General features: G+C 60.3%; 20 protein-coding genes. 6 read left to right on the top strand and 14 right to left on the bottom strand.

Annotated elements, in window-relative coordinates; translation table 11 throughout:
* Nucleotides 1–68: 68 nt before the first annotated feature.
* On the bottom strand, nucleotides 69–1,451 hold the full coding sequence (mnmE, locus tag GSQ81_RS14715; protein WP_158911440.1) for a tRNA uridine-5-carboxymethylaminomethyl(34) synthesis GTPase MnmE: 1,383 nt from the start codon (nucleotides 1,449–1,451) through the stop codon (nucleotides 69–71).
* A 49-nt stretch (nucleotides 1,452–1,500) separates the two neighbouring features.
* Here mnmE and GSQ81_RS14710 point away from each other — a divergent pair, with 49 nt between their 5' ends.
* From GSQ81_RS14710 to GSQ81_RS14700, 3 genes are all read left to right on the top strand, one after another.
* The gene (locus GSQ81_RS14710; RefSeq protein WP_158911439.1) at nucleotides 1,501–2,004 is read left to right on the top strand and encodes a GNAT family N-acetyltransferase; all 504 of its coding nucleotides are present in this window, start codon (nucleotides 1,501–1,503) and stop codon (nucleotides 2,002–2,004) included.
* A 77-nt stretch (nucleotides 2,005–2,081) separates the two neighbouring features.
* Nucleotides 2,082–3,161: a glycoside hydrolase family 105 protein gene (locus GSQ81_RS14705; protein ID WP_158911438.1), complete on the top strand. Its 1,080-nt coding sequence runs from the start codon at nucleotides 2,082–2,084 to the stop codon at nucleotides 3,159–3,161.
* Nucleotides 3,162–3,334: 173 nt separating this feature from the next.
* A complete protein-coding gene (locus tag GSQ81_RS14700; protein ID WP_158911437.1) occupies nucleotides 3,335–4,312 on the top strand; it encodes a TIGR03435 family protein in 978 nt (325 codons plus the stop codon).
* Nucleotides 4,313–4,318: 6 nt separating this feature from the next.
* On the opposite strand, the gene GSQ81_RS14695 is transcribed toward GSQ81_RS14700, so the two are convergent.
* A complete protein-coding gene (locus GSQ81_RS14695; RefSeq protein ID WP_158911436.1) occupies nucleotides 4,319–5,239 on the bottom strand; it encodes an SPFH domain-containing protein in 921 nt (306 codons plus the stop codon).
* A gap of 95 nt (nucleotides 5,240–5,334) precedes the next feature.
* Between GSQ81_RS14695 and GSQ81_RS14690 the strand changes: the two genes are divergently transcribed.
* Nucleotides 5,335–6,027 (top strand): DUF2461 domain-containing protein, encoded by a 693-nt coding sequence (locus GSQ81_RS14690; RefSeq protein ID WP_158911435.1) that lies wholly within the window; start codon nucleotides 5,335–5,337, stop codon nucleotides 6,025–6,027.
* Between the two features lie 144 nt (nucleotides 6,028–6,171).
* Complete coding sequence (locus GSQ81_RS14685; protein ID WP_158911434.1) at nucleotides 6,172–6,897, top strand: DUF899 family protein; 726 nt, start codon at nucleotides 6,172–6,174, stop codon at nucleotides 6,895–6,897.
* A gap of 32 nt (nucleotides 6,898–6,929) precedes the next feature.
* Here GSQ81_RS14685 and GSQ81_RS14680 read toward each other — a convergent pair whose 3' ends face one another.
* The 5 genes from GSQ81_RS14680 to GSQ81_RS14660 all read right to left on the bottom strand — a co-directional run bounded on the left by GSQ81_RS14680 (nucleotide 6,930) and on the right by GSQ81_RS14660 (nucleotide 11,287).
* A complete protein-coding gene (locus GSQ81_RS14680; protein WP_158911433.1) occupies nucleotides 6,930–7,541 on the bottom strand; it encodes a hypothetical protein in 612 nt (203 codons plus the stop codon).
* Between the two features lie 175 nt (nucleotides 7,542–7,716).
* Entirely contained in the window at nucleotides 7,717–8,331 is a 615-nt protein-coding gene (locus tag GSQ81_RS14675) for a class I SAM-dependent methyltransferase (protein WP_158911432.1), read from the bottom strand.
* 115 nt (nucleotides 8,332–8,446) lie between these two features.
* Nucleotides 8,447–9,292, bottom strand: a complete 846-nt coding sequence (locus GSQ81_RS14670) for a class I SAM-dependent methyltransferase (protein ID WP_158911431.1) — start codon at nucleotides 9,290–9,292, stop codon at nucleotides 8,447–8,449.
* 308 nt (nucleotides 9,293–9,600) lie between these two features.
* The gene (accD, locus tag GSQ81_RS14665; protein ID WP_158911430.1) at nucleotides 9,601–10,458 is read right to left on the bottom strand and encodes an acetyl-CoA carboxylase, carboxyltransferase subunit beta; all 858 of its coding nucleotides are present in this window, start codon (nucleotides 10,456–10,458) and stop codon (nucleotides 9,601–9,603) included.
* Between the two features lie 373 nt (nucleotides 10,459–10,831).
* Entirely contained in the window at nucleotides 10,832–11,287 is a 456-nt protein-coding gene (locus tag GSQ81_RS14660; RefSeq protein ID WP_158911429.1) for a 23S rRNA (pseudouridine(1915)-N(3))-methyltransferase RlmH, read from the bottom strand.
* Between the two features lie 264 nt (nucleotides 11,288–11,551).
* On the opposite strand from GSQ81_RS14660, the gene GSQ81_RS14655 reads away from it, so the two are divergent.
* Nucleotides 11,552–14,953 (top strand): TonB-dependent receptor, encoded by a 3,402-nt coding sequence (locus GSQ81_RS14655; RefSeq protein WP_158911428.1) that lies wholly within the window; start codon nucleotides 11,552–11,554, stop codon nucleotides 14,951–14,953.
* A gap of 96 nt (nucleotides 14,954–15,049) precedes the next feature.
* On the opposite strand, the gene rsfS is transcribed toward GSQ81_RS14655, so the two are convergent.
* The 7 genes from rsfS to GSQ81_RS14620 form a co-directional block, all read right to left on the bottom strand.
* Nucleotides 15,050–15,625 carry a ribosome silencing factor gene (rsfS, locus tag GSQ81_RS14650; protein WP_158911427.1) on the bottom strand — a complete coding sequence of 192 codons (576 nt, stop codon included), beginning with the start codon at nucleotides 15,623–15,625 and terminating at the stop codon, nucleotides 15,050–15,052.
* A 248-nt stretch (nucleotides 15,626–15,873) separates the two neighbouring features.
* Nucleotides 15,874–17,466: a sulfatase-like hydrolase/transferase gene (locus tag GSQ81_RS14645; RefSeq protein WP_158911426.1), complete on the bottom strand. Its 1,593-nt coding sequence runs from the start codon at nucleotides 17,464–17,466 to the stop codon at nucleotides 15,874–15,876.
* Nucleotides 17,466–18,887, bottom strand: a complete 1,422-nt coding sequence (locus tag GSQ81_RS14640) for a bifunctional 2-polyprenyl-6-hydroxyphenol methylase/3-demethylubiquinol 3-O-methyltransferase UbiG (RefSeq protein ID WP_158911425.1) — start codon at nucleotides 18,885–18,887, stop codon at nucleotides 17,466–17,468. The genes GSQ81_RS14645 and GSQ81_RS14640 overlap by 1 nt, the downstream gene beginning before the upstream one ends.
* 1 nt (nucleotide 18,888) lies before the next feature.
* Nucleotides 18,889–19,119: a hypothetical protein gene (locus GSQ81_RS14635; RefSeq protein WP_158911424.1), complete on the bottom strand. Its 231-nt coding sequence runs from the start codon at nucleotides 19,117–19,119 to the stop codon at nucleotides 18,889–18,891.
* A gap of 286 nt (nucleotides 19,120–19,405) precedes the next feature.
* Entirely contained in the window at nucleotides 19,406–20,017 is a 612-nt protein-coding gene (nadD, locus tag GSQ81_RS14630; RefSeq protein ID WP_158911423.1) for a nicotinate-nucleotide adenylyltransferase, read from the bottom strand.
* Between the two features lie 93 nt (nucleotides 20,018–20,110).
* The gene (locus tag GSQ81_RS14625) at nucleotides 20,111–20,716 is read right to left on the bottom strand and encodes a hypothetical protein (RefSeq protein WP_158911422.1); all 606 of its coding nucleotides are present in this window, start codon (nucleotides 20,714–20,716) and stop codon (nucleotides 20,111–20,113) included.
* A 196-nt stretch (nucleotides 20,717–20,912) separates the two neighbouring features.
* Nucleotides 20,913–23,357: a TonB-dependent receptor gene (locus GSQ81_RS14620; protein ID WP_158911421.1), complete on the bottom strand. Its 2,445-nt coding sequence runs from the start codon at nucleotides 23,355–23,357 to the stop codon at nucleotides 20,913–20,915.
* Between the last annotated feature and the right edge of the window lie 3 nt (nucleotides 23,358–23,360).

Raw genomic sequence — 23,360 nt, 5'->3', positions numbered from 1 at the left:
CCGTATGCGAGCGGGCTGGGCGCTCCTTTGCAGTGTTGTTTGACTGCGATGCTGCCTAAGATCTCTTACTATTTTCCGATGCAGAAGGTGCTGAAGATCAGGTGAAGGATATCGTCGGTGGTTGTGACGCCGGTTAAACTATCGAGCGATTGCAGCGCTTCGTAGAGATCAAGCAAAAGCATCTCGTGAGGAATGGCAGCGGCCACGGCCGTGCGGGCTCGGGCGAGTGCAGCGAGCGTTGTCGAGACCGCCTGCTGCTGGCGGAGGTTCGTCAGCAGGGCTGTCTCACTGCTCGGCGCGGCGGTGGTGATCAGCGCAAGAATGGCACGGCGCAGCTCGGCGATGCCTTCGCCGGTGAGCGCCGAGGTTTGAAGGACGCGATGGTGCTGATTGGGCAGCGATGTGCCGGGGGCAAGGTCGTGCTTGTTACGCGCAATCAACAGAGGCCGCGTTGTGTGCGCGGCAATCGCGGCTTCATCCTCGGGGTGCAGCGGCGCGGTGGCGTCGAGCACGAGCAGCACGATGTCGGCCTCGGCCATGGCCTCGCGTGACTTGGCGATGCCGATGGTCTCGGCCTCGTCGGCCGCATCGCGCAGGCCTGCCGTATCGACAAGCTCCAGCGGAATGCCTTCAAGCGAGACGCGCTCGGTGACGAGGTCGCGGGTCGTGCCGGGGGTTGCGGTGACGATGGCGCGGTCGCGTTCGACGAGGCGGTTGAAGAGCGACGACTTGCCTGCGTTGGGCCTGCCTACGATGGTGAGGGTGAATCCGTCGCGAACGATGCGGCCGTAGCTGAAGGTCTTCTCCAATGAAGCGAGCGGAACTTCGATCGCCTGGATCTGCGCGGTGATTGCAGAGGCAGGTAGCAGATCGATATCGTCTTCGGCAAAGTCGATTCCAGCTTCGAGCGACGCGATGAGGTGCACTAGCTTCTCCTTAATAGGAGCGACCTGACGGGAGAGCGCACCGCCGAGTTGCTGCGCGGCGACGCGTGCCTGGTGCAGCGTGGTCGATTCGATGAGGTCGTGAACGGCTTCGGCTTGCGTCAGGTCGAGACGTCCTGCGAGAAACGCGCGCTGCGTAAATTCGCCGGGTTCGGCAAGCCGCGCGCCGTTGGCGATGCAGGTGCGCACAAGATAGTCGAGAAGCACTGGCGATCCGTGCGCCGCGATCTCCACGATGTCTTCGGCGGTGTAAGAGTTTGGGGCTGCGAAATACGTGACGACAGCTTCGTCGAGAACGATGCTCTCTTTTCTTAGTAACGGCGTTTTATCTTTTTTTTCTATATCGAGAATCTCGGCAAACCGTGCCTGCCCAGCCGCAAGCGGATGCCGCAATCGAAGCAGCGGCTCCGCAATCGCGCGAGCAGACGGGCCGGACAGCCGGACGATGCCGATTCCACCGCGCCCCGGCGGTGTCGAGATAGCCACGATGGTGTCGTTGTCGCTCATGCCGGTTTAATTCTCTCCCACTCTTTCACTGCTATTGTTCTCCTAAGACATGCTACTGCGACCCGCTCAACCCGACGATGCTCTCGCTGTAGCCAGTGTGCATGTGCGGTCATGGCAGGTTGCCTATCGAAGGCTGCTCCCCGACGATTACCTCGACCAGCTTCGTGCCGAAGACCGCGCCCCGCACTACGACTTCGCTACCCTTGACCCGCAGAAGCCGCGAACCATCGTGGCAGAAGACGATGGATGCATCCGCGGATTTGTCACCGCCGCGCCGTCGCGCGACTCTGACCTGCCCAGCTACGGCGAGATCTATGCTCTCTATGTCGACCCCGAGCAATGGGGCCAAGGCATCGGCGCAGCGTTGATGGCAGCAGCTCGCGCGCACCTCGTTCAGGCAGGCTTTCAGCATGCCCTCCTTTGGGTGTTGGCTGGCAACCTTCGCGCCGAACGCTTCTATCGACGCGACGGCTGGACAAGCGACGACCATCGGCGAAACGACACCATCTGGGGCATCACCGTCGAAGAAGTCCGCTATCTTCGCAGCCTTTAATGCCTTCCGCGACCATCAACATCCTCAATGCGTAAAATGTTTCACGTAGAAAACTCATCCATTTTGGAGCGTTGAAGATGAACAAGATGTTGTTGTCCGGATGCCTGTTGCTCGGTTGTCTCGGTGTAGCCTCGGCCCAGCAGAACTACTTCGATCAATGGCCTGCGGGCGACTCGCCGCAAGAGGTAGGCAAGGCGCTTGCGGAACACTTCGTGGCCAGCCCGCACCAGTACACCAAGACCATTCATTACTCCGAGGTCTGCGCGTGGTACGGCGCGCTCCAGTTCGCCGAGCTGACCCACGACGACGCGCTGCGGCAGGAGCTGATCAAACGCTTCGACCCATTGATGCCCGGCGGAGCAGAGGCGGACCGCATCCCGAAGCGCCACCACGTCGATGACCAGATCTTCGGCGTTGTGCCGATGGAGATCGCCATCCAGACCAAGGACTCCAAGTACCTCGACTTCGGCAAGACCTTCGCCGACGAGCAGTGGAACCATCCGCTGGCCGATGGCACGTCCGACGAGACGCGCTACTGGATCGACGACATGTACATGCTGACGATGTTGCAGCTCGAAGCCTATCGCGCCACCGGCGACAAAAAATACCTCGACCGCGACGCGAAAGAGATGGTCGCTTATCTCGACAAGCTGCAACAGCCTAACGGCCTCTTCTTCCACGCGCCCGACGTGCAGTTCTATTGGGGCCGCGGCGATGGATGGGTGGCGGCGGGCATGGCGGAGATGCTGCGCAGCCTGCCTAACGACCATCCCGACCGCGGCCGCATCATGATGGGCTATCGCCTGATGATGAACGGCCTGCTGAAGTACCAGGGCAAGGACGGCATGTGGCGCCAGCTCATCGACAAGGACGACGCATGGCCCGAGACTTCGAGCTCGGCGATGTTCAGCTTCGCCATGATTACCGGTGTCAAAAACGGTTGGCTCGATGCCGCGACCTACGGCCCGGCGGCGCGTAAAAGCTGGATCGCCGTCGTTGGCTACGTCGATCAGAACCACGACGTGACCCAGGTCTGCGAGGGCACCGGCAAGAAGAACGATCTCGACTACTACTACCAGCGCAAGCGCCGCACCGGCGACTTCCACGGACAGGCACCGGTCCTGTGGGCCGCCGACGCCCTGCTTCGCGATAAATAGCAACGCAGTTTGAGAGCAAAGTAGTGAAGACCGCACGTCCTCTGAATTAAGGGCGTGCGGTTTTTTATCGCAAGCTGGATCGTGAGGAATTCGCCTCGACGGCGACTTACTTGACATGCCAAACAGTAGAATGCTACATAGGTTGAGACCGTGCCTTTACAGAGGTTCGAAAGATGACATTTGCCGTTGGAGCCATGTCGCAGTCAACGTTCTCTATCTCCAACTTTCGCGCCGCGCATCGGCCAGTCCAGCCTTACCCGTACGGAGGCACTTCGTTCATGACACTGAGCAGATTTCTTCTTCCCTGCATCCTCCTGTTGTGTAGCGTGGCCTCTGCGCAGCTTCTGCATCCGGCATCTCCCATGCCCAGCTTCGACGTCGTCAGTGTGCGCCCCACCAACCCCAACCAGGATCTCGGGCGCGGCAGCGTCAGCCCCGACAGCTATCGCGCAGAGCGCACCACCATCAAGCAGGTGCTTGCCTATGCCTTCGGCCTCGGATACGACAAAGAGCTTGCGAACGCACCCTCGTGGATTACAAATGACCACTTCGACATTCAAGGCAAGCTGGACGAAGAGCAGGTTGCCAGCCTTCGCAAGCTAAGCCGCGACGACCGAGATGTGCAGATGAGCCTGATGGTGCAATCCATGCTCGTCGAGCGCTTTCACCTTACCTACCACTTCGAGACGCGTGAGCTTCCCCTCTACCTCCTAGAAATTGCGAAGGGTGGTCTCAAGTGCCCGCGCGACACCACCTCTAAGCCCGCCATTGCCGACCCCTCCAATCCGCGCTTCCGCTGGTCCGAGGCGCCCGCGCCTCCGCCGCCTCCACCGGGCTGGCACCCGCCCTCACCTTCTGAGCAGAAGGTCCTCATGCAATCCTTGCACCTGCGCACCAAGGGCTGGCCGTTTTGGCTCATCGTCGCGACGCTTAGCCACCAGCCCGAGCTTCAAGGTCGTCCTGTGATCGACAAGACTGGCCTCGAAGGCGCTTATGACTGCGAGATGAATTGGTCTCAGGCCGAATCCGATGGTACAGGCCAATTTTTCTTTACTGCGGTACGGGACCAGCTCGGTCTTACGCTTCACCCCTCCAAAGGCCCGGTCGAAGTTCTGGTCATCGACAGCATCAGCCAGCCTTCGGAGAACTAACTCGCCCTACGGATGCGAAGACAGACCGCTGTTGCCGCGCAGTCCGGCGAGGATCTGCGTCATGAAGTCGTTTGCCGCGCCGGGGTTGTTCGGCAGAAAGATCGTGTTGGAGCCGCTGCGTGTGCCGATGTCGCGGAGCGTGTCGAAGTACTGCGTCAACAGCACCAGCGCCATGACATCCTCTGCCGTCGTACCGGGCACAGATTCGCGGAAGTGCTCGATCGAAGCGCGCAGGCCGTCGATGATAGCTTGCCGCTCGGCGGCGATGCCTTTGCCCTGCAACGCCTTCGACTCCGCTTCAGCCTCTGCCTGCTTCACCTTCAGAATCTTGTCGGCCTCGCCGCGCGCCTGCGCCGCGACCTGCGCTCGCTGGGCCGCGTTGATGTCGTTCATCGCGGCTTTCACTTTAATATCGGGAACGATGTCGGTGACGAGTGCCGTAAGGATGTTGTAGCCGAAGCCCGACATGATGGAGTCAAGCTCGGTCTTGACGTTGATCGAGATGCCCGACTGCTGCTCGAACGTCTCGTCGAGCGAGAGCTTTGGCACATGCCCGAGAATGCTGTTGAAGACGAACGACTCGATCTGCTTCTGCGGGGCGCTGAGCTTATAGAACGCGTCATAGATCTTGTCGTCGAGCACCTGGTACTGCACCGACACCGGAATCTGCACGAAGACATTGTCGTGCGTCTTGGTCTCGACCGAGAACTGCGCCTGCTTCACCTGAAGGTCGACAAAGTAGACACGCTCGGCATAGGGAATCAGTACATGCAGGCCGGGCCGCACAATGCGATTGAACTTGCCGAAGCGCTCGACGACACCGGCAGTATAGGTACGCACAGTAAAGAGCGTCTTAAGGACGGTGACGAGGACGGCGATGGCGACGATAAAAAGAACAACGAGCAGAAATGCGTTCAGCGGTTCCATATGCGAATTGGCCTCGCAGCGAGGATACATGAGTTCTGTTGCCGGGAAGTACCGGTGACAGTGGATGTCAGGATGTGCGAGTTAAGATGGAAGCTATGGCGACACACTTTTCCAACGAAGCCCTGAAGTTTCTGCGGGGGTTGAAACGGAACAACGACCGCGAGTGGTTTGCCGCGCGCAAGGATATCTATGAGCGCGAATTAAAAGCCCCCATGCTCGCGCTTGTCGCCGAGGTGAACGACGCGATGATCGACTTCGCGCCTGAGAATGTTCGTGCCCCGCAGAAGGCCATCATGCGCATCTACCGCGACATTCGTTTCAGCAAGGACAAGCGTCCCTATAAGGTCCATCAGGCCGCATGGTGGGCGCGGCAGGGGTTGGAGAAGACCTCGGGCGGGGGCTTTTACATCGACGTCAGTGGCACGGAGGTCACTATCGCCGGTGGCGTCTTCATGCCTGAGCGCGAACAACTGCTCGCCATTCGTCGCCATCTACTCGACCACCACACGGAGATGCGCCGTCTGCTTGCAGCAAAAAAACTGAAGTCCGCTATGCAGGAGATCGATGGCCAGCGCCTCACGCGTGCGCCCAAAGGCTTCCCCGCCGAACACCCTGCGATCGACCTTCTGCTCGCGAAGCAATGGGGAGTCATCGCACGCCTCCCCGCCGAGTTTGCGCTACGCCCCACGCTGGTCAAAGACATCGTGGCACACCTCAAGCTCGCCGCGCCGATCGTTGCGCTGCTCAACGCCCCGCTGATACCGAAGCCGCGCAAGCCCATGTTCTAGACCACGTCACATGCACCCACGCGAGCATCTTTCGGCATCAAATAAGCTGGTGCACGACGCAAGATCTCTCGCGATGGCTATACGATTGTAAAAAGTGTTCGCCTGAGGGCGAGCCGCGATCCTACCCCCAAGAAGGAGAGCTTGATGTCCCAAAAGACCCCCCTCGCCTCAGCAACCGAGCTGGCAGCCAAAAGCCCCGTCCGCTTCCCCAACGAGTCCGCGGAGTACCGCACGGCGCGCACCGCGCTGCTCGCGGAAGAGATCGAGCTTCGCCGCCACATCGAGCGCGTCTCCGAGCAACGCCGCTCATTACTGCCAGGCGGAGCAGTCCCCGACGGCTACACCTTTATCGGCGAAGACGGCCCGCACACCTTCGCCGACCTCTTCGGCGACAAGCAGACCCTCGTCCTCTACAGCTTTATGTTCGGCCCTCAGCGCGAGCGGCCATGTCCCGGCTGCACCTCGCTGCTCTCTGCCTGGGACGGCTCCGCTCCCGGCGTCTCTCAACACACCGGGTTCGCCATCATCGCCCGCTCGCCTATCGAGCGCCTGCTCGCCTTCAAAAAAGAGCGCGGCTGGCAGCACCTCGCCCTCTACTCCGACATGCAGGGCGACTACACCCGCGCCTACGTCAGTGCCGAAGACGCCGATGCCCCCGCCCTCAACGTTTTCACCCGCCGCGATGGCATCATCCGCCACTTCTGGAGCGGAGAGATGGGCCCCGAGACCGCAGACCCCGGACAAGACCCGCGCGGCGCTCCCGACATCGACCCGGTCTGGACCATCCTCGATATGACTCCCGAAGGCCGCGGCGCTACCTGGTATCCCAAGCTCGACTACACGCCGCAAAAACTTACCACCATCAAATAGCAACCAGATCGGCCACTCAGCGACATGCAAGCTCACGGCTTGGTAGCAGGATTCTCTTTGCGATCAGATCGCAATGGATTGATGAACCAGCCTCGTTGCTCGATATCATGCAACATGCCAGCAGCCTCGTCGACTGGAAGGGTTACGTCCAGGCCCATTGACTTGCAAGCATGTAAGACGCTCTCCGAATCTGTCAGGCTAAGATCTTCGAGCATGTCGAACGTTCGCCCCTCATATTGGAAGGTCAGCACTGTGAAATGACGGGTTCTGCCTGAGCCGCGGAAATCTCGGCGAAGTTCTCGAACCTGTGCGGAGGAAAACCGAAAACGGTGCCAACGGCCCCAGGATCGCCTTCGCGCAAAACGCAGTTCCTGTGCATCACAGCGCATCACTTCGCCTGAAGCGAAGAATAGCCACGTCGCTCCAAATAAAAGTGGAATGAGCAACAACAGCAACGCAAAGCACCCAATCACCGGGTCCCACGTGGCGAAGAAATCTGTGAGAACCCTCCTAACACTCGGGAAGAAGCTGTAATACACATAGGCAATCGCCATGCAGACGATAGTGCGAGGCCGAAAAGAAGCACGATGCTCAACAGAGACACTGTCTTTTTCCACTCGAACACTGTAGCCCCGTTGTTTCATACATGATCCTTCTGACTGTCGGATATATTCATCCTGTCGTGCTGCCATTCTTTAGACAAGAGAAAAATAATCAGGTTGAGTGTACTTCAGATCGACTCACCACTTGATACCCCAAACTCGACTACACACCGCATCGATCAAAACAGCAGGAGACCGCCGCCGGTCTCCTTTTTTCTCAACTCATCTTCCTCGCCATGCCTACAATCTGCGGGCTGACGATCGGCAGCGGAGCTACGATCTCTTCGTACTCGACCGCTGTGAAACCGGCGTGCTTGATCTGCGCCGCGGTCTCGCAATTCGGATGGCAGCCATCGCAAAGCTGTCCCCAGAGTGGCGTGATCAGCCGCTGCATACGGCGCAGACGACTCCCAACCGGCGCGGCTACATGCTCGATGAATAAAAATCTCCCGCCCGGCTTCAGCACTCGCAGCACCTCGCGCAGCGCACGCTGCTGGTCGTCGATCGAGCAGAGCACCAGCGTGCTGATCACAGCATCGACGCTTTCATCCTCGACCGGCAATTCATAGGCAGTGCCGATGCGGCAATCCGCCGCCATGCCCAGCCTGTCGGCTTCGCGCAAAAGATAAGGCCGCATAAAAGGATTGGGATCGACTCCGATCCAGCTCACGCGGTCGCGGTCGAGATAGCGCAGGTTTACTCCAGTGCCCGCTCCAAGTTCGATCACGGTACCGCTCAGGCCTGCGAACAGCCGCTGCTTATAGGCCGAGACGAACTGCTCGTATCGGTGATTGAAGCGCGCAAACGCCCACGCAAAGATTCGCTGTCTCAAATCCGGTTACCGCCTCAATCTATTATCCAAGAACATAAAAAATCATCCCGATATGCTCGGCACTGATGACTTGTCTTCGAGGGGCGTTAGTGTTTTCAGAGATTTTAGAAAGGCCCTATCGCCAGGCGCAGAGCAGCCGTCCGGCGGTGCCGCGAAGCCAGAGCGAGTCGGTGCGTCCGGCGAAGTAGCGGTGGTTGATCTCGCCGGTGTCGAGGTCTTCGATCTCTCGAAATGCTGTCAGCTCCTGTGCGATCTGCTCGGGCGTGAAGAAGAGCTGGAAGGGTTCGCCCGCCAGCGCGACGCGCGAGGCCAGCGAGTCGTGCGCGAGTTGTTCGAGCAGTGGCAGCACATGGCGCGGCTGGCCGTAGTCCATGACGAGGCCGCTGCCCTGGGGTTGCGCGGCGATGAAGGCGAGCGTGGAGCGGAAGGCCTCGGCGGTGAGGTAGGGCACGACGCCAAGCCACGCGAAAAAAGTGGGCGCGGTGGCGTCGAAGCCTGCGGCGGCAAGTTGTTCGGGCAGCGACTCGCGCTCGAAGTCCACGGGGGTGTAGGTCAGCCGGTCGGGCGCGGCGATGCCGCCTGCTTCGAGCAGCTCGCGCTTCCACTGCTGGGTCGCCGGGTGATCGACCTCGAAGACCTTGAGGCCGGGGTAGGCGTTGCGATGCGCGAAGGTGTCGAGACCCGCGCCGAGAAGGACATACTGCGTGACTCCGTGCTCGACGGCGCGGGCGAGGTTGTCTTCGGCGTAGCGGCTGCGCGCTACGAGAAAGGCACGCAGCGAGACGGAGAAGGGACGGTCGGGCCGGGTGGGCGTGCGGCGGACCTCTTCCGCGTAGGTGTCGCCGAGGATGGAGACGGCGAAGGGGTCTTCGAAGACGAGCGGCCTGGCGTCGTAGATCTGGTGCGCGGCGCGGCGCATGGCTACGCGGAGGGCAGTACGGGAGGGCTTGGCTGGTTCCATGAAGATTTCCTGTAGAGGCTTAACACCGATCTGCACCGATGACACCGATTTAAATACAAGTCGACCACGGATTTGCGCGGATTTTAGGAACAGGCAACGACAATGGCGAAATACAGGGGTCTCTCCACTCCGCTTCGCTCCGGTCGAGATGACGTGCTTCTGGTGGCTGAGCGGCGTGTGCTTTTGTGGCGGTTCGGTTGAGATGACGTGCGTTTGTTTCTTGTTTTAAATCGGTGTCATCGGTGTCATCGGTGCAGATCGGTGTTAAGTTTTGAAATCCGTGGCTGTCCGCGTTGATCCGTGATCGATCAGGCCGTTTTGGTGTCGCTGTCTGTCATCCACGAGAGCGCCTGGATCAGATACTGCTTCATCTCTTTGCGCGGGACGATGGCGTCGAGGAATCCGTGCTGGATCAGGAACTCCGAACGCTGGAAGCCTTCGGGCAGCTTCTGGCGGATGGTCTGCTCGATGACGCGCGGCCCAGCGAAGCCGATCAGCGCTCCCGGCTCGGCGATGTTGAGGTCGCCCAGCATGGCGAAGCTGGCAGTGACGCCGCCGGTGGTGGGGTCGGTCATGACCGAGATGTACGGAATGCCCTCGTCGTCCATGCGAGCGAGTCCGGCAGAGACCTTGGCGAGCTGCATCAGCGAGGCGATGCCTTCCATCATGCGCGCGCCGCCCGAGGCGGAGATGATGATCAAAGGGTGGCGCGTTTCCAGCGAGCGGTCCACGGCGCGGGCGATCGTCTCGCCGACGACCGAGCCCATGCTGCCGCCGATGAAGCTGTACTCCATCACGCTCAACACGACGGGGTGCGGTCCTATTGTGCCGATTGCGTTGATGATGGCGTCGTTGAGGCCGGTCTTTTTTTGCGCCTCGGCCAGCCTGCGTTTGTACGGCTTGAGGTCGGTGAACTCCAGCGGATCGGTCGAGCGCAGCTCCAAGTCGACCAGCTCGTAGCCCGGCTCGAGCAGATTGGCGATGCGGGCGCGGGCGTCGATGCGGAAGTGCTTGCCGCACCTGGGGCAGACCTGAAGGTTGGCCTCGAGGTCGGCCTTGAAGATGATCTCGCGGCATCCGTCGCAGCGTACCCAGAGACCTTCGGTGCGAACGGTCTTCTCGGGATCGTTGACGATCTCATTGTCTTCGCGTTTGAACCAGCTCATGTGCTTTCGCTGCCCTCAAAGTCGTGCCTGTCCATTGTACCGATGTCTGGGGCGGGACGACGGCTTGATGCCGGGGTGTGCTGAAGGTGCTGGGTTTAGCATTGGCCGACGTCGGACGACACGGAGAAGGACGAGAACGGGCAACGACGAAGGCAAAGGCGAAATACAGGGGTCTCTCCACTGCGCTGCGCTTCGGTCGAGATGACGTAAGTTTGTGGCGTTAGAGCGGTTCTCCTCCCGATGTAGTTTTGCTGATTCGAGCAAAACGCAGATTCCCTTCGGGAATGCCAAACGAAGGAAGCTATACCTGCGAGGAATCGGGAATGCCAAACGAAGGAAGCTACACCTGAGAGGAGATAGCTATAGACACTCCCTAATGGCCGGAGTGGTAGGGGTGCCCGGCGAGAATCGTCAGTGCACGGTAGACCTGTTCGGCGGCCACGACCCGCGCCAGTTGGTGCGGCAGCGTCATCCTTCCCAGCGACAACAGCAGGCTTGCCCGCTGCAGCCCTGCCGCCGACCAGCCATTGGCGGGGCCAACCCCCAGCACCACCCGCTGGCTGCCTCCGTCACGCAGGTCGCCGAACCGGGCGGCGAAGTCCTCGGACGAAAACTGCTGGCCACGGCTGTCGAGCAGGATGGCATAGGCCGGACCTCGCCCTGCCTGCCTGGACAGCCACTCCAGAAATGCTGCTTCTTCTTCGAAGACCTGCGACTCGCAGGGTAGATATCGTCCGCAGCGCTCGATATAGTCGGCCAGCAGGCGGTCGGTCGCCTCCGATTTGGTTCGTGTCCGCCGGGGAGCGACAGCAGTCAAGACAATTTTCATGATTATCTTTCCAAAAAATCCATTTTCCCAGATTGTCTTTCCAAATTATCTAGAATTTCATATTTATTTATCAGCATTTATATCGTATCGTGTTCATTTTGCAATTTGTTGCGGAGAAAAAGGCAATGGCGTACGGCGTGCTTCAACGCATTGGAAAGCGGTAACTATTGTCGAGCATGTTTAGAGAATACGGCCGACCTATCAGACCAGTTTCATTGTCGCTCATAAGTTTTAACACCGATGCCGTGGGGCCAGGAGTTATACATGCGAATTTGCTTTAGAAGTACAGGTATTGCCTTGCTGTTTCTCGTCTCCTTGGTTGGGGTAAGCTTCGCGCAGACCGGTAGTGTTACCGGCCAGGTCTTCGATCCTGCCGGGGCCGTCGTTCCGAACGCCACGGTCACCGCAAAATCCGAGTCAACCGCGCTAACGCGCACCTCGACGACCACCTCCGCGGGCATCTATAACTTTGCCGCTCTGCCGCCGTCGGTGTACACGGTGACGGTCGAGGCCCAGGGCTTCCAGACGACGTCCCGCAACCACGTGGTGCTGAACGTCGCGGCGACGCTTCCGGTCAACTTTAACCTGCAGCTTGCCGGTGCGGTCGCCTCGATCGATGTGCAGGATGTCACCATTGCCCCGGTGGAGACCGACAGCTTTCAGCTTTCAACGGTCGTTAACTCCAAGCAGATCAATGATCTGCCGCTGATCCTGCGCGACCCTTACCAGCTCACCCTGCTGTCTCCGGGCGTGGTTTCCTCGACCAATAACGATGGCGGCTTCTCGGTCAATGGCCAGCGCGATCGCAACAACAACTTCATGCTGGACGGCGCGGACAATAACGACACCTCGGTCCCCGGCATCCCGGGCGGCATCTCGTCGGCCAATCCTGACTCGACGCAGGAGTTCCGCGTCATCACCAACAACTTCGACGCGGAGTTTGGCCGCAATACGGGCGCCATCATCGACGTGGTCACTCGTGGCGGCGGCAACCAGTTCCACGGCGACGCCTACGAATTTGGCCGCTACAACGCTCTGGGCGCGCGCGACTTCTTCAACAAGAAGGGCGATCCGCAGGACCCCTACGTTCGCAACGACTTCGGCGCCTCGGTTGGCGGCCCGATCTGGAAGGACAACACCTTCTTCTTCCTCAACGGCGAGGTGCAGCGCTTCCGCACCACCCGTACCTCCACCCAGACGACTCCCACTGCGGCCTTCCGGACCGGCAAGTTCAACTACATCGATCCGACCGATGGCAGCGTGACCCCGGTCGATCTTACCGATCCCGCCAATAAAAACAACCTCTCTGGTCTTCTACAGGATCCTGTTGTCGCAAATATCCTCGCCCTTGCTCCCGTGGGGCAGGCCGATAACGGCGACGGCGTCAGCACAACTTACTCCTTCGCTTCGCCCGATGCGCTGAACGACTACAACCTCACTGGCCGCTTGGACCACAAGCTGACCAACAGGCACCAGCTTACGGTCCGCTATATCTATGGCCACTCGGCTGAGACCGACCCTTTTCACGATGAGGTACTGCCCGGCTATGGCGACACCTCTTCGATTGCCACGACGCATAACGGCGTCATCTCGCTCGCCTCGGCACTCTCGACCAATACGACCAACCTCTTCAAGGCTGGCTACAACCAGACGAACGATGGTTTCTTCTGCAACCACAAAGGGATCGATGCGGTTACCGGCTTCGATACCTTCGGCAATGGCCGCGACGTCTCCATTCCCTACTTCTTCACCTTCGGTTGCGTCGATCTCGGCGACAGCAATGGTCAGGCCCGGCTTAGCTCGACGATCTCGTTTGCCGATACCTTCTCCGTGACCAAGGGCGCGCACTCGATGAAGTTCGGCGGCGAGTATCGCAGCGTCAAGGACAATAACTATGACAACTTCGATTCGCGCGACCTGCTCTCGCTGAATGGGTTTGGCGACTTCCAGATTCCGTCGTATAACTTCGCCGGTAATCCGGATTCGCCCAGCCTCCCTGGATTTGAGGACCTCGTCTGGGGTGCGCAGGGCGGTGTCGCGAACAACTTCGAGACCCAGTTCTTTACCCGCGAGGGCAACCGCCGCGCCAATGACCTTTCTCGCTTCCGCCAGCACGAGTGGGCGCTCTTCGGGCAGGATACGTGGAAAGTGAATTCGCGGTTTACGGCCATTCTCGGCATTCGTTACGCCTTCAACGGCGTGCCCTATGAGAAGGATGGAAACTTCTCGAACTTCTACGGTGATGCCTCCGCTGCTCAGCCTGCGGTGGGCTACTTCAGCTTTACCTCGGTCGGGCCGGGAACCGGGAACCAGCTTTATGCCAATAGCTGGAAGATGATCGAGCCGCGCATCGGCTTCTCCTATGACGTCAACGGAGATGGCAGGACCGCCATTCGCGGCGGCTTCGGCATCTTCCACGACCGCATCTTCGATAACCTGTTCGGCAATGCCAAGAGCAATCCGCCTTATCAGGCCCAGTTCAATGACTATCCCATTATCGGAGACAGTCCTTACACCGTGGCTAGCGCTCCTTTTCCGGGGTCGCTGACGCCCTCGGCAAATATCTCGAACGGCGACTACCTTTCAGGCCCGGTGGTCATCGACCCTCGCCTTAAGATGCCGACCAGCGAAAGCTACAACATCGGCGTCCAGCACCAGATCAACAACAAGCTGACGGCTGAGGTGAACTACGTCGGCAACCACAGCTTTCACGGACTTCGCGAGATCGACGGCGCTCCGCCGCAGCCCTCACTGGTCCAAGCCGCCCTTAATGCGGGAGTGCTCCCATCGGCCCTGCAATTCGGCAACCTTTACTTTGGCGGTACTGACGACAACGGCACCAGTTTCAACCCCGTCGTCAACAATACTGCGTTCTATAACGAGCTCTTCCAGACCTCGGTGGTCAGCAGCAACTACAACGCTCTGCAGGCCAGGATCGTCGGCCGGCTTGGCGGCCTTACCCTTACCGGCAGCTACACCTGGTCCCACTCGCTCGACAACGGCAGCGATCCTATCGTCCCCGGCGCTGGCGGCAGCGGACTTCCGCGCAACAGCTTCGACCTCGGTCCGGAGTACGGCAACTCTGACTCCGATGTGCGCCACCGTGGCACGGTTGCGGCCAGCTATGACACACCCATCGGCACCGGTGCTGCCCACCTGAACAGCGGCTTGCTCGGCCGCGTCTTCGAAGGCATTGAGATCTCCGGCATTCAACAGGTGCAGACTGGCTTGCCCTTCGACCTGCGCGGCACGATCGATAATCTCCACACCAGCGTCACGAACCGGCCGGAGCTCATCGGAGCGCCTTATCCGTCCGGGCGCGGGACCATCGTCGCGACAGGCAAGATCACCGGGCCTTCCGCCGCTGCTTTTTCCAACGCGCCCTATGGCGAGAGTGTTTCCATCCACCGCAACAAGTTTTCCGGCCCCGGCCTGATTGACACGGACGTCGTCCTGCAAAAGACCCAGACATTGCGCGAGCAGGTCAAGCTGGTCTTCCGCGCCGAGAGCTACAACGTCTTCAATCATCCCAATCTGTCTTCCCCTCCGTTCGCCTCGCTGAGCATTGCGTCTTCGACCTTTGGAGTGTCGCAGTCGCAGGTCGGCCAGAACGATGGCACGACCGGTGCTCGCCAGATTCAGGGCGCCATCAAGGTGATCTTCTAAGCTAAGAGCAATGCAAAAAGGAACGACCCGCCTGATCCTCAGGGCGGGTCGTTCCTTTTTATGGCAGTTCCGAATGGCGCAGGAAGCGGCAGCGCGCTACTTTTTGCTGGTCTTGCTGGTCTTCTTTGCCGGGACTTTCTTTGCCGCAACCTTCTTCTTCGTCGTCACCATTTTAACAGGCGTCTTCTTCGCTGCTGCCTTCTTCGCTGCGACTTTGACTGGCTTCTTTGCGGCTACTTTTTTTGCGGCCACTTTCTTGGCTGGGGCTTTCTTCGCTCGCGCCGTGGTGATGCGTGCCTTCAACTCGGCGTTGAGGTCGGCCACATTGAGCGAGGTCGCGGTCTTGCGCAGGCGTTCCAGACCATAGAAGGCGCGCTTTTCAGGCGAGAAGACATGGACGATGAAGTCGACGTAGTCCATCAGGATCCACTCCGCCTGACGGCGGCCTTCGACCGAGTTGGGGTAGACGCCGAACTCGCGTTTCAGGCGAATCTCGATCTCGTCGGTGATGGCTACATTCTGGCGGTCGTTGGTGCCGTTGCAGATGAGGAAGTAGTCGGTGAGGCCGCTCTCCGCCGGGTCCAACGCGAGAATCCGAATATCTTCAGCCTTCTTGTCTTCGCAGGCCGCGGCGGCGGCGAGCAGTAGCTGGTTGCTTTCCGTGGATGGCATGAGGCTCCTTGTAGTCAATGGTAGCGGGTTGTGGCCGCAGAAGCCAGTGTTCAGCGCTGCCATCGGTGATGGAGTGGGAAGAAAAAGGCAACGGCGAAATACAGGGGTCTCTCCACTGCGGCGGCAAAAGCGCCGCCTTGCACCCCAACGAGCAGGTGCGCTCGCCGGGGACCCCGCACTTCGGTCGAGATGACGTGCTTTATTGGTGGCCCCGAGTCGAGACGACGTGTTTTTGGAGTGGCACGATGCTAGTTCTGCTTCTTTGCCCATGCTTTGAGGTCGTCGGGGGTGTGCAGTTGGTCGGCGATAAGAGCATCGAGCAGTGAGCGGGTGTCGATTGCCTTGAATGGGAGGTCGATTCGCGCGCTCTGCTGCTGGTGGGGCAGTTTGACGATGTAGGCGGGCCGGTCGTCGAACTGGCCGCCGTGGCTGGCTGCCTGTTCTTCCGGCGTCCAACTCGTCGTATTCGCCCATATAAGGCTGGTGCGCCAGGAGTGGTCTCCCATGATGACGACGGCAGAGGAGTCCCATGTGCCGTGCTGCTGCAGGAGTTCGCGAACATGGGCGAGATAGCTGTCCGCGAGCGCGAGGTTATCGAGGTAAGAGGATGGCCCTGTTGTCAGCCTTTGATTTCGGCGGTCGTAGATGCCGTCGGGATGCGGGATCGGCATATGCAGGAAGACAAAGCCGGCATGCGGGTCGGTGAGGATCGAATCACCGGCGGTGCGGAGTTCAAGGTAGTCCGCGATATGCATCTCTGCTTCGAGTGCGAGCATGGGCAGAACGGAGTCATTGCCCGGCAGCAGCGTCGATGTTGATTCAACGCGGTGGACGATCTCGTGTAGGACGTTATCTGTAAGGGACCGACCTGCGACAATGCCGCCGGGGTTGGGAAGCTGATAGGTCCAGAAGCAGCGATCGAGGACCTGCGGAAGAATGCGGCAGTAGGGGTTAAACCAGCCGGCGACGGCGGTGCTGTAGCCGGCGTTCAGCGCATCCTGAAAGACGGTCTGGTGAGGATCGAAAGCCTGCCACCTCTCGGTGTCCGGACGATGCAGAGAGAGCGCCTTTCCATTGGAAGACACGCGGATGCGATCGACGGGCAAACCGGTGATCAGCGCGGGAAGTACCTCTTCGGTAAAATTGCCCGCTGGAACGACATGCGTGAAGACCGTGGACTGCCGGGCGATCTCGTCGAAGGCAGGAAGCTTCAGGTTTGGGAACCGCCGCTCGTATACCTGCTGGTACGAGAGTTCATCGAGTACGATCCAGATCACTCGCGGGCCTGCGGCAGGACCTGCGGGGCCTGCGGCGGATTGGTGGAGCGCGATGGGTGTGTTGAGTCCGCGGGCCTGCCATCCATACCAGAGCAGTTGTCCCACGACGAGAATGCCATTCAGGGCAACGAACCCGAAGACAACGGTCAGGAACCGCTGCGCTCGTTGGAACCGGGAGAGAAACGCCGGTTTCCAGTAAATCGCCAACGTAATATAAGCGGTCAATGACAAAGCAAGCAGAGAGCCGTTCATCCAGCGAGCGGGGACGTAGCCCGTCAGCATCGATGCGTTCTTCAGCACGATCGCTGGAAGAGCAAGGACGATTGCAGCCCAGATCATGAACTGGCGGCGGCCGGGCTTCTCCGCCAGAAGGAGCACGGCGGTGAACAGTGCCCAAAGCATACCTAAGTCGAACAGAGCGGTCGCAAAGAGCATCAGCGCCGGGCCGCTGGTGTGGTAGATCAGGAGATGCGAGGAAGAGATGAGCGGGCCAAGGATGGCGAGAAGACAGAGCGTGGCTATGCCGAAGGCAGTAAAAGCTGGAAGGAAGAACCGCTTGGTCATTACTGACTTTCTTGCTTATTTTTTTGTAGATGGAGCAGGATGCGCCCGTTCTGCAGGGTGTGCTCACTGAGGAAGGTGAAGTGGGTGGCGAAGGCTTCGCGGAATGCGGTCTCGGTGAGATGGGCGTAGATGCTGTCGCGCCCGCGCACCAGCTCGCGGAACTTGGGGTCGGTGGGCGGCACCCATTCGAGAATGAGGTTGCGTGTGGTGAGGCGGCTGCACAGGGCGGCGATGCTGTCGAGGGGGATCTGGCCGCGGAGCAGAAGATGATGGATCACTGCGAGCATCATCACGGTATCGAAGTGGCCACAACAGCGACTGAGAAAGGAGGCGTTCTCGCTGTTCTCCCAGCCGACGGAGGGCGTGGGATGCGCGAGGTCAACGCAGAGGGGAAGGACCTTCTTCCCACTGCCTTTCAGCTTGGCGCAGAGACGATCGACGGCCTGAAGATCGGTGTCGATGGAGACGACCTCGGCGCCTGCCTCGGCGGCGAGCATGGAGTAGACGCCGGTGTTGCAGCCTACGTCGAGAACGTGTGCGGGCTGAGCAGCGGCGAGCGCCTGAGCGATGAAGCTGCGCTTGCTGGTGTGGTCATCGTCGCTGTAGTGGGTTGCCGTCTCCGCGTAGTCGGACCAGGTTGACGACTTGTGCGCCGGAGTGACCTGACGCATGTGCGCGCGTAGATTCTTGAGGGTCTTCAGCAGAATGTGTTTGACTACTTCGGGGTCTTTGACGGAGCGGGGGGAGAGACTGCCGTCGCTGAGCTTCTTATTGTTGGCCAGAAGCGAGGGGAGCGTCACAGAAGAGAGCGCGGGTTGCCGCAGGCGCTTCGGCCAGGAGAGCGCAGCGTAGATCTCCTCTGGCTCGTAGCCGTCGCGACGGGTCAGCGATGCCTGCAAGGGCCAGCCGAGGCGCGAGTAGGCGAGCATGGGCAGAAGAAAAGTACGGACAAATTGTCCATAGGGATACCAGATGGCCTGATCGGGGACCATCTTCTGGATGGAGAGAACATCGACAAAGATTGGCTGGATGCCCTGAAAGAGCACGTTGAGCGGCGTCGCGTCTTTTAATATCCAGCCCTGGCGGATGAGGTCGCTGCACAGGTCGAGCGTCAGCTCCGCGGCGGCGAGCCAAAGGGCGGGCGACCACTCCCATGGATAGGACTGGAAGGCGATGCGTGGATGGCGGAGGGTGAGCGCGCCTGAATCAGAGGCAGGATCAGAAGCACGGGGCATGACCTCGCTGGCGACGAGGCGGCCTTCCGAGACCAGCGAGGAGGCCAGTGGCAATGCGAGAAATTCGAGTATCTCCGCGTCGAAGGGGGAGCGGATGAGGCGGTAGACAGCGTCTGGTTTGATCTCTACGTGTCCTGCGGGATCGCGAAATGTGGGGAGAAAGGCGAAGGAAGACGATTCCCCCATGTCAGCGCGATTTGCTCGATACGTCGGTCGTATCCGTGGAAGACCGGGAGAAGAGGGCCTTTAGTCTGCGGCGGAAATAAAAGATGGTCCCGGTGACGATGGCGCTGAGGCTTTGAAAGATGAGGAGGCTTGAACCCGGATCGACGTAGCCGTAGGCGGGACGTTCGAAGCAGAACGTGAGCGCGATAAAGAGAGCTGCCGTTATCGCAAAATATTTTAGTTTCAACGCCATGGTGACTCTCCCGGACGGATTGAGAACAAAGGGCTTCTACTGCCTAGTTAGGTGGAAACACGGCACGGCGGCAATAGTTTCGCGGTTGGAGAAATACTGTTTGATATCGATTTGCATCGATCAAAACAGGATTGGCCACGAAATAGCGCCGACAGATACGGATAAAGAGACGATTACGTGTCCGCTAAAGACGCGTAAATTTGCTTTTATCTGCAACGCTTTGGTGTTTTTTATCGCTTTTATTGATGGAATCAATGCTAAGTTGTTGCCTGTATGCGCAGCATTCTCAGAGGTAAAGACGATGGGTTTGGAGATAGCTTGAAACCTCTGCCGGAAGCAGGTCCGCGCAGGGATCGCCGGAGTGCAGGCGTTCGCGCAGGCTGGTCGCCGAGAGGTCTTCGTGGACGGTTTCGAGCAGGTGGACGCGGGCGCGCTGCTGTGGCGTGAGCTGGAGCGCGGAGAGATCGTCGTGCCAGGAGCCGAGCGAAAAGCCGGGGCGGCTGACGACGATCCACTCCGCTAACGCAAGCAGGCGGAGGGGGTCGCGCCAGTGAGGAAGATTGAGAAAGCTGTCCGCGCCTACGAGATTGAAGAGCGTGGCGTTGGGTGTGGTCTGCTGTAGTTCGGCGAGGGTGTCGGCGGTGTAGTTGGGTTGGCCGTCGGAGCGAGGCGCGTCGAGGTTAGAGGCGCGAAAACGCTGGTCCTGCTTGCAGGCCAGAGTGACCATGGCAAGGCGGTCGGCGAAGGGGGTGGGAGTTCCGTTGGGCTTGAGCGGCTGGCGGCCTGCGGGGGCGAAGAGGACTTCGTCGAGGTGAAACGCGTCGGCGGCAGCCTTGGCGATGGCCAGATGGCCCAGGTGGGGAGGGTCGAAGGTGCCGCCGAAGAGCGCGATGCGCAAAGCCTGACCCCCTCCCGTCTTTAAATCAAAATCGGCCCACTTCTTGATATCAGAATCGGTTCTCTTTTGATATCAGGATTGGCTCTTTCTTCTTTAGAAAGGCAGGTGGAAGACGATGCCGGAGCTCACCGATTGCAGGGGATAGGTGTGGTTGTTGTTGAGGGCACCGATGCCGAGCTCGACGAGGCGGAAGTCCATGAAGGGAGCGAGCGGGATGTCTACGCCGGCGAAGCCCATGTACTCGAAGTTGTTGCGGGTGATGACGCCGTTGTTGCCGTAGAGGATGCCGTAGTTGGAGCTGCCGATGCCGACCGAGCCTTGCACGTAGGGCCGCAGGATGGTGTGCAGCACGGGAGCATCGAAGACGGCGCGGACACCGAACAGGCCGGAGTTGACGCGGGCCCCGCCACCGTTGGCGGCAATGTAGGCTCCGCGCTTGGTGGTGGTGATGCTGCCGCGCGCGTCTACGCCCAGTTTGACGAGGCGGCCGAGCTTGAAGAAGTCGTAGTAGACGCCGCCGGTGCCGCCGAGGGGGGAGACATCGTTGTTGAGGGCGCTGGGAGTGGTCGCGTCCGGCGAAGACTTGATGCCGCTGAGATGGTTCGCGGTGAAGGTTCCATAGACGCCGAACTGGGCGTGGGCAGTGGCGGTGACGAAGGTGGCGACGGCCAGGAGGAGAAGTGCTTTACGGAGGTTCATGTAGCGTCTAGTTTACCTGCTGCGGTGTTTTATGGGATTTCCGGGCGCATTTTTTTGCTCCGGCAGCGGCGATGAGATGTCGGTTTGCGCGGCATTTTGAATCGATGGCAGGAGTACTGGCCGACGCTTCGCTGCCATTGAGGTTGCTGGAGGCAGGTGGGCGGGACCGGAGTCCCACCCCTGCAAGAGATAAAGGCTAGAAGGCGATTTGCATGGAGGCGGCCACGGTTCGCGGCTCGCCCAGGTGGGCGGTGTTGCTGCTGGCGTTGGTGCCGGTGATGTCGCCGGGGCCGAGGGTGGAATAGTAACGCGTGTTGGTGATGTTGTTGGAGGCGACGCGCCATGTGGTCTGTTTGCTTAAGACGCGGTGGGAGTAGCGCAGGCCGAAGTCGAAGGTGTTGTAGCCGTTGGTGAAGTGCAGGTTCTCGTCGTCCTGCGGGCGGCGGCCGATGTATTGCCAGTCTCCGGTTACGGTGAGGCCTTCGAGGAAGGGAAGCTGGTATTCGCTGAGGATGTTGGATTTGTAGGGAGGCGTGCCGACGAAGAGCTTGCCATTGGTCGCGGTGACTCCGGTGTCGTTGAGCCTTGGGTTCAGCGCGGTGAAGCCGCCGTCGAGGAGCAGGCGATGGAAGAGGGTTCCCTGGGCGGAGATCTCGGCGCCGTAGTTGACCTGATCGCCGGTGATGCGGAAGACGTTGCTGGCGTCGGTGTTGGCGAAGGGCCGCTCGATACGGAAGAGCGCGGTGGTGAGGGCGATGGTGTGCACCTGCGCCTTGTAGCCGACCTCCCACTCCTTGCTGCGGTAGGGGGGGAGTGCCTGGTTGGCGTTGACTGCACCGGCGGGCGCGGTGTCGCCTTGTTGCAGGCTGCTGGCGTAGGTGCCGTAGATGGTCATGTTGTCGAGCGGCTTGTACAGAAGGCTGACCGAGGGGCTGACGCCGTTCTTGTTGGAGCCGCCGGAGCGGACGGTGGCGGAGCTGTAGTTGTCGACGCCGATCCAGTCCTGGCTGGCGGCGAGGCGGACGAGGAAGTGTGCCGGAAGGGTGATGAAGTCGCCGAGGTTGAAGCCCTGCTGGTTCACGATGCTGGAGTGATAGAGGTTGATATTGCGAGGTAGCGCAGCGGGAGCGGCGAAGACGCGCGGAGCGTTGATGTTGGCGGTGCCGAGCAGGACGCTGGCGGCGGAGGGCTTGGTGCCGCTGTAGGAGGTGAACTCGTATCCTGTGCTGCCGATGACGAGATCGTGGGTCATGCCCAGCGCTTTGACGGTCCCAGTGATGTAGCCGAGATCGCTGTTGACGCCGAAGCGTGGAGCGAAGCCGTTGGCGAGGGAGCTGCTGTAGTCACCGTTGTTGTCGGTGAGGTTATTGACCGGCGTGTCGATGAAGCGGTCGAGGCGCTGCCAGGAGACGCCAGCCAGGGCGTGCCAGTTGGGGGAGAAGTCGTGGTGAAGACGGCCGCTGGTGGTCTGGGTGGTGAGGTTGACTCCGGCGTAAGCCTGTCCGTAGCCGACGCGGGTGGGATCGGGCGCGGCGGGAAGAATGAGGGTGTGGGGCGGGTGATTGGTCTTGTCCTTGGGATCGGGGCCGTAGGTGAACCAGCCGGGGTAGCCGCGCTGCACGACGTCATAGGCGCTGTAGTGGGCGTCGATGAGGGTGGCGTTGGTGGGGCGAACGTCGAAGGCGAACTCGGCGAGGCGGCGGCGCAGGCGGCTGGCCTCGACGTAGGAAGTTCCATCGCCGTAGAGCAGGTTTCCACGATAGCCGAAGATCTTGTGCGGGCCGAGACGGCCGCCGGTGTCGGCGTAGATGGTGCCGATGGATTTGTTGTCGTAGTCGAGCGAGAGGTTGGTGAAGCGCTCTTCCGTGGGCCGCTTGAGGATGAAGTTGAACATGCCGGACGGATTCGCCGGGCCGTACATGGAGGCTCCGAGGCCGTTGACGACTTCGAGCTGCTGGTACTGCTCCATCGGGTTGGCGCTGGTGATGGCGATGCCCATGCCGTCCATGCGGGTGTTCTGCATGTTGCTGCCTTCGATGCCGCGGGTCTCGGGACGGATGACGTCGGAGCCCTGCTGCTCTTGAAAGGAGACCAGCGGAAGGTATTTGATGGCGTCGCGGAGGCTCTTGGTCTGGGTGTTGGCGATGAGGGTGTTGGAGAGCACGCTGATGACGTAGGGCGTGTTGACGATGGGCGCGGTGCCAAGGACGCCGGGGGCCACGTTATCGACGCGGTAGCCGCTCTCTGCCGAGCCGGGAGCCGTGGCAGAGACATTGATGGTCTCGGTCGCTGTGCCTAAGTGGAAGGTGAGGTCCTGGGTCGCGCTCTGGCCTGCTTCGATGGCCATCTGCGGGATGACGATGGAGTTGAAGCCCTGGGCCTGCGCGGTGAGGCGGTAGGTTCCGGCAGCGACGCCGGTGAAGAGGTAGACGCCCTGCTGATTGGTCGTGGCGCTGGCGGTGATGCTGCTCTGCGTGTCAGTGAGGGTGATCTGCGCGTTGGGGACGACGAGCTGGGTGGGGTCTTTGACCACGCCGGAGAGCTGGCCGGATTGAGCGAGCAGCGGAAGCGCCGCAATAAGAAACAGAAGCGTGAAGAACGGCTTCAAAATGCCGGAGGGGCGAAGGGATGGACGATGCATGGG

It is taken from the genome of Granulicella sp. L56 (assembly GCF_009765835.1).
Classification (GTDB): domain Bacteria; phylum Acidobacteriota; class Terriglobia; order Terriglobales; family Acidobacteriaceae; genus Edaphobacter.
This window is presented reverse-complemented; position numbering and strand designations above follow the sequence as displayed.